Raw genomic sequence first — 6,391 nt, 5'->3', positions numbered from 1 at the left:
CGCAGGTCGGCCGGGTCGGCGTCGGACCGGACCAGCGGCCGCGCGCCCCGGCGCAGCCGGGACCGGCCGAACGCGGCGTACCACCACAGCAGCAGCGAGCTGAACGCGGTGGCGACGGTGCAGGTGGCGTAGAGCACCACACCGGCCGTGGTGTCACCGTGCTCGCCCAGCACCGCGGTGGGAAACGGCAGCAGCGCCACCCAGAACAGGAACACCAGGCTCAGCGCCACCAGTGCGCCGTCCACGCGCACCACGCGGGCGAAGGCGCGGTGGTGCACGCGCCACAGCCTGCCGATCACGGCGAAACTCAGCGCGAAGGCGAAGAAGTTCGGCGTCAGATCGAGCAGGTCGCGCCCCACCGTGCCGTCCCGCACGTCCGCGTCGAGCAACGGCAGCACGAGCAGGGTGATGGCGATGGCGAAGACGCCGTCGCTGAAGGTCGCCACCCGCTCCACGGCGTGCCCGGGCCGCTCGCCGTGGCGGGCCGAACCGTTCTCCGCTCCCATCCGGACTCTCCGACGTCCTGACCGCGCGTCCCCGGCGGGCCGGTCACCAACGCAGGTAGCGCTCGGCGTGCACGAGCAGGGTGACCGAGTCACCCGCTCGGGCCAGCAGCCGCCGGAACGCCTCCGGATCGCCGCGCGCGCCGTCCTCGAACGCCGTGATGGTGGGCCACCACAGCTGCCGCACGCCGAGAAACGGCGGGTCGTCGCCGTGCACCTCGGGGTGTGGGCGGTTGCGCGCGTGCCGCAGCGCGCCGATGCGGCGGCCGAGCTCGGCGTCGTCGGAGCCCGCCCAGCCCGCGTCGCCGCCACGCCGGACGAACTGCATCAACTTCGCCGTCACCGGACGGTCCAGGTGCAGCCACAGCGCGTCGGCGTGCGGCACGTCGGTGTCCTCGCTCGCGCGCGGTACCAGCACCTCCTCCACGGTGTCGATCCACTCGAGACGGGACACGTCGGCGAAGGCCGGTTCGTCGGGCTCGACGTGCCTGCGGTAGAACGCCTCTCCGCCGAACCCGGCCGCGTCCGAGACCGTGTCGAAGGCCACCTCGGTGACGCCACCGAACTCCGCCTGGTCTGCCCCGAGCAGGTCCGTGTGAGTCTGGTGCCCGAGCACGTATCCGCGCGCGGTCGGAACGAGTCGCTCCAGCGTGGCGTGCGGGTGCCGCCAGTGGTCATGGAACCGTTGTTCGGAGACCCCCTCGGCGCGGGGCACGAGCACGAAGAAGTGGATCATCGCGGGTCCCGTCGATGCGTGGGCGGCGGTCGGAGCCGGATCGGCTCCTCGGCGCCAGCGTAGGAGCCTCGGCAGCGTCCCGCCCACCGGGACGCGACGCTGCCGGGGGACACCGGCACGCCGGCGATCGCCGCCACGGCCCCCTGTTCCCGCGCGTCGCGCGGTGGAGGAGGCCGTGGCGGCATCACCCGAACGGGCCCCGACGCCCGTCCGCGAGGTTCCCTCCGCGGCCTCGCCCGGCTCCGCGGCCGGGTGGAACGGGCAACTCGCGGACCGGACCGGGCAACTCGCGGACGGGAACGGGCAACTCGCGGTTACAGGCGGTCGGCCAGGGTGTCGGCCAGCAGGCTGGTGAACCGCTGTGGGTCGGCCAGTTCACTGCCCTCGGCCAGCACCGCCATGCCGTGCAGCAGCTCCGCCGTCCCGGCGAGCTTGTCCGTGTCGGCGCCCTGTTCGTGCGCGGTGCGCAGGCTGGTCACCAGCGGGTGCGACGGGTTGAGTTCGAGCGTGCGCTTGGCCGTGGGCACCTCCTGGCCCGCCTGCTGGTACAGCTTCGCCAGCGCGGGCGTGATGTCGAAGGTCTCGCCGACCAGGCAGGCGGGCGAGGTGGTGAGCCTGCTGGACAGGCGCACCTCCTTGACGTGATCGCTGAGCGCGTCGGCCATCCACGAGCACAGCGGGCCGAACCCGTCCTCGGAGGTGTCGGTGGACGAGGTCTCGTTCTCGGAATCGGCCTCGGAGTCGAGATCGACCTGGCCCTTGGCCACCGACTGGAACGTCTTGCCGGAGAACTCGCCCACCTGGTTGACCCAGAACTCGTCGATCGGGTCGGTCAGGATCAGCACCTCACGCCCCTTGGCCCGGAACGCCTCCATGTGCGGGGAGTTCTCGATCACCGCGCGGGACGGGCCGGTCAGGTAGTAGATGTGCTCCTGGCCCTCCGGCATCCGCTCGACGTAGGAGGCCAGCGTGGTCGGCTGCTCGGCGTCGTGGGTGGAAGCGAACGAGGCGATCTCCAGGATCGCCTCGCGGTTGTCGGGGTCCTCGACCAGGCCCTCCTTGACCACCGCGCCGAACTCGCCCCAGAAGGTCTCGTAGCGCCCCGGGTCCTCGTCCTTCAGCGCCTTGACCGAGGACAGCACCCGCTTGACCAGGCGCTTGCGCATCAGCTGGATCTGCCGGTCCTGCTGGAGGATCTCGCGGGAGACGTTGAGCGAGAGATCCTGGGCGTCCACCACACCCTTGACGAACCGCAGGTAGTCCGGCATCAGCGCGTCGCAGTTGTCCATGATGAACACGCGCTTGACGTAGAGCTGCACGCCGCGCTTGGCGTCGCGCATGTTCAAATCCATCGGCGCCCGTGCGGGCAGGAACAACAGCGCCTGGTATTCGAAGGTGCCCTCGGCCTTGACCGGGATCGACCGCAGCGGGTCGAGCCAGTCGTGGCTGATGTGCTTGTAGAACTCGGAGTACTCCTCGTCGGTGGCCTCGTCGCGCGACTTGGTCCACAGCGCCTTGCGCGAGTTCAGGGTCTCCCACTCGCGCGTGGTCTCGCCGTCGACCGTCTTCTCGACCTCCATCCGGATGGGCCAGGTCACGAAGTCGGAGTAGCGGCGCACGATCTCGCGCAGCGTGTGCTCGGCGGTGTAGTCGTGCAGCTGGTCCTCGGTGTCCACCGGCTTGAGGTGGAGGGTCACGGCCGTGCCCTGCGCCCCGCCGGGCACCGTGTCGACGGTGTAGGTGCCGCTGCCGTCGGACTCCCAGTGCGTGGCCTCGCTCTCGCCCGCCCTGCGGGTGAGCAGGGTGACCTTGTCGGCCACCATGAAGCTGGCGTAGAAGCCGACACCGAACTGCCCGATCAGCTCCCCCGCGGCGGACTCCTCGGCCTCCCGCAGCTGGCGGATCATCTCGGCGGTTCCCGACTTCGCGATGGTGCCGATCAGATTGACCACGTCGTCGCGGGACATGCCGATGCCGTTGTCACGCACCGTCAGCGTCCGTCGCTCGCGGTCGACCTCGAGCGCGATGTGCAGGTCGTCGGTGTCGACGTCGAGGCTCTTGTCCCGGAACGACTCCAGGCGCAGCTTGTCCAGCGCGTCGGAGGCGTTCGAGATGAGCTCCCGCAGGAAGATGTCCTTGTTCGAGTAGATGGAGTTCACCATCAGGTGCAGAAGCTGGCGCGCCTCTGCCTGGAATTCCAGCGTCTCGGTCTGCGCAGTCACTCGCCTCTCCCGGAAGGGATGGAACCGTCATGTCGTCCGTCGGCCACCCCTCGGCCGACGGACGACAGTATCCCGCGCCGCACCCGGCCCCGGACACGGCGGGCACCCCCACCGCGTGCCCGGGTCACAGCCCGCGCGTGAAGCCCTCCGGGACGACGACATCCTCCGGTACCAGCTCGGCCTGCGACGCGCGTGCCAGCGCCCGCAGCGAGGAGTCGATCCCGGAGCGGAAGATCTCCAGCACGTTGTGCACCCCACGCTCGCCGCCCGCGGCCAGGCCCCACAGGTAGGGGCGCCCGATCAGCACCGCCCGCGCCCCCAGGGCCAGAGCCTTGACCACGTCACTGCCCCGCCGCACGCCGCCGTCGAGCAGGATTTCGAGCTGCCCGCCCACGGCGTGCGCGATCGAGGGGAGCAGGCGGATCGTCGCGGGGGTGGAGTCCAGGTTGTTGCCGCCGTGGTTCGACACCGAGACCGCGCTCGCGCCGATGTCCACAGCGCGGCGCGCGTCGTCGGGGTGGGTCACGCCCTTGAGCAGGAACCCGCCGTCCCACTGCCGCCGCAGCCACGCGAGGTCGTCCCAGGTCGGTGGCGGGGTGTGCATCCACTCGCCGTACGCGCCGAAGAAGGTCGGGCCCTTCTCCCCCGGCGCGGCCAGGTTGGGTGTGGTCAGGTCCGGCAGGCTCGCCCTCCGCAGGTAGCGGGCCAGCCATCCCGGCCGGGCCAGTGCCTGCGGCGCGAACCGGGCCAGGGTCCGCGCGTCGAGCTTCTCCGGCAGCGGCGGGCTGCCCCAGTCGCGCTGGGTGGCGAAGGACCAGTCCAGGGTGACGATCAGCGCCGTGGCGCCCGCGCGCTTGGCGCGGTCGAGCCGGGCCAGGATCGTATCCCGGCCGCCCTGCCAGTAGACCTGGAAGAACGTCGCCGGATTGGCCGCGACCACCTCCTCCACGGGCTTGCTCGCGAACGAGCTCAGGCCGAGCGCGGTGCCCGACGCCGCGGCCGCGCGGGCGACGGCGACCTCGCCGTCCGGGTGCACGGCCTGCGCCCCGGTCGGGGAGAGGATCACCGGAAGCGAGAGCTGCTGGCCGAGCACCGTGGTGGACTGGTCCCGTTCGGCCGGGACGTCCGCGATCCGGGGCCGCAGGCCCAGCTCGCCGAAGGCGTCGACGTTGTCCCGCAGCGTGTGCCCGGCCTCGGACCCGGCCAGCAGTGCCAGGTACACCGAACGCGGCACGCGCTTGCGCGCCCGCACCCGCGCCTCCGCGACCGTCTCGAACCAGTCTTTCGTGGACGCCATCGGTGACCTCCTCGTCGAAGAACACCCAAGCGCGACCGGCGGCGGCCCGGTGCCGGTCACCGCGCGTGGCGGCCGTGGCGGCGAGTGACACCGGACACGATAATGACACCGGGTGTCAGAAGGAAGGGGCGGGCGGTCGACACCGGGTCACCGAGCACCCGCACACGGTGTCGACGACTCCTCAATCCCCCGATCGTGTGGCTAGGATGCCCGCGACCGTGGCCGCGGACGGCCACACGCCCACCGACACCGAACAACGGAGTTCACATGTCCCATGCGGGCACCCGCGACCGGCGCACGCTGTCGACGGAGGAACGCAAGGTGCTGGCGAGCACGCTCGCAGGCACCTCCATCGAGTGGTATGACTTCTTCATCTACGCCCAGGCCGCAGGCCTCGTGCTGGCGCCGCTGTTCTTCGCCCCGGTCAGCGCCGACGCACCCGGGCTCGCCACCATCATCTCCCTGGCCACCATCGGCATCAGCTTCCTGTTCCGCCCGCTCGGCGCCGTGGTCGCCGGGCGGTTCGGCGACCGGCTCGGCCGCAAGAAGATGCTCGTGTTCACCCTCGTCACGATGGGCGCGGCGACGTCGTTGATCGGCCTGCTGCCGACCTACGGCGAGATCGGCGTGGCGGCCCCGGTCGCGCTGATGCTGCTGCGGATCGTGCAGGGCTTCTCCGCGGGCGGCGAGTGGGGCGGCGCCGCGCTGATGTCGGTCGAGCACGCCCCGCGCGGCCGCCGCGGCCTGTTCGGCGCGTACCCGCAGATCGGCGTGCCCATCGGGCTCATCCTCGCCACCGGCGTGCTGTGGGTGATGACCACCGTCACCACGCCCGAGGAGTTCGAGGCCTGGGGCTGGCGGGTGCCGTTCCTGCTCTCCGCGCTGCTCGTGGTGCTCGGCTACGCCATCCGCCGCGCGGTCGAGGAGAGCCCGATCTTCGCCGAGATGCTCGCCCGCAAGAAGGCCTCCTCGGCCCCGCTGCGGGACCTGTTCCGGGGCAACGCCAAGCAGGTCGTGCTCACCGCGCTGATCTTCATCGCGAACAACGCGGCGGGCTACCTCGTCATCGCCTACTTCGTCTCCTACGGCTCCACCACACTGGGCCTGTCCCGCTCGTCGGTGCTGCTGGCCACGGTCGTCGCGTCGTTCGGCTGGCTCGCCTCCACCCTCTACGGCGGCGCCCTGTCGGACCGCATCGGCCGCGTGCGCACCTTCCAGATCGGCTACGCCTTCGTGTTCGCGTGGATGATCCCGCTCTTCCTGCTGGTCGACACCGGTGAGATCGTGCTCTTCGGCGCGGCCATCCTCGTCCTCACGCTCGGCCTCGGCCTGTCCTACGGGCCGATGTCGGCGCTGTACGCGGAGATGTTCCCGGTGTCGGTGCGCTACTCCGGAGTGTCCATCGGCTACGCGCTCGGGGCCATCCTCGGTGGCGCGTTCGCGCCGACCATCGCCGAACTGCTGATGCAGAACACCGGCTGGTCCGGTTCCATCGGGCTCTACATCATGCTGCTCTCGGCGATCTCGTTCGCCGCCGTGACCGCGGTGCGCGAACCGCGCGGCGCCGACCTCGGCGTCACCGAGGGCCGGACGAACGCAGCGGCGAGCTGAACCGCCCGCCCGCGTCGCGTCG

5 protein-coding genes are annotated in these 6,391 nt (G+C 71.2%); 1 reads left to right on the top strand and 4 read right to left on the bottom strand.

Annotation, left to right across the window (positions count from 1 at the left end; translation table 11 throughout):
- From SACSA_RS0120110 to mftD, 4 genes are all read right to left on the bottom strand, one after another.
- Window positions 1-506 (bottom strand): TMEM175 family protein (locus tag SACSA_RS0120110; RefSeq protein ID WP_019819594.1); only part of this gene is annotated, 506 nt, incomplete at its 3' end.
- Between the two features lie 43 nt (window positions 507-549).
- Window positions 550-1,239 (bottom strand): EthD domain-containing protein, encoded by a 690-nt coding sequence (locus tag SACSA_RS0120105; RefSeq protein ID WP_019819592.1) that lies wholly within the window; start codon window positions 1,237-1,239, stop codon window positions 550-552.
- 314 nt (window positions 1,240-1,553) lie between these two features.
- On the bottom strand, window positions 1,554-3,461 hold the full coding sequence (htpG, locus tag SACSA_RS0120100) for a molecular chaperone HtpG (RefSeq protein WP_019819590.1): 1,908 nt from the start codon (window positions 3,459-3,461) through the stop codon (window positions 1,554-1,556).
- Between the two features lie 124 nt (window positions 3,462-3,585).
- The gene (gene mftD, locus SACSA_RS0120095) at window positions 3,586-4,758 is read right to left on the bottom strand and encodes a pre-mycofactocin synthase MftD (RefSeq protein ID WP_019819588.1); all 1,173 of its coding nucleotides are present in this window, start codon (window positions 4,756-4,758) and stop codon (window positions 3,586-3,588) included.
- 267 nt (window positions 4,759-5,025) lie between these two features.
- On the opposite strand from mftD, the gene SACSA_RS0120090 reads away from it, so the two are divergent.
- Window positions 5,026-6,369: an MFS transporter gene (locus SACSA_RS0120090; protein WP_019819587.1), complete on the top strand. Its 1,344-nt coding sequence runs from the start codon at window positions 5,026-5,028 to the stop codon at window positions 6,367-6,369.
- The last annotated feature ends 22 nt before the right edge of the window (window positions 6,370-6,391 follow it).

Origin of the sequence: Saccharomonospora saliphila YIM 90502, from assembly GCF_000383795.1 — a bacterium.
In the GTDB taxonomy this organism is placed as follows: domain Bacteria; phylum Actinomycetota; class Actinomycetes; order Mycobacteriales; family Pseudonocardiaceae; genus Saccharomonospora; species Saccharomonospora saliphila.
Note: the sequence above shows the minus strand (reverse complement) of the source record. Positions and strands in the feature narration are given on the sequence as shown.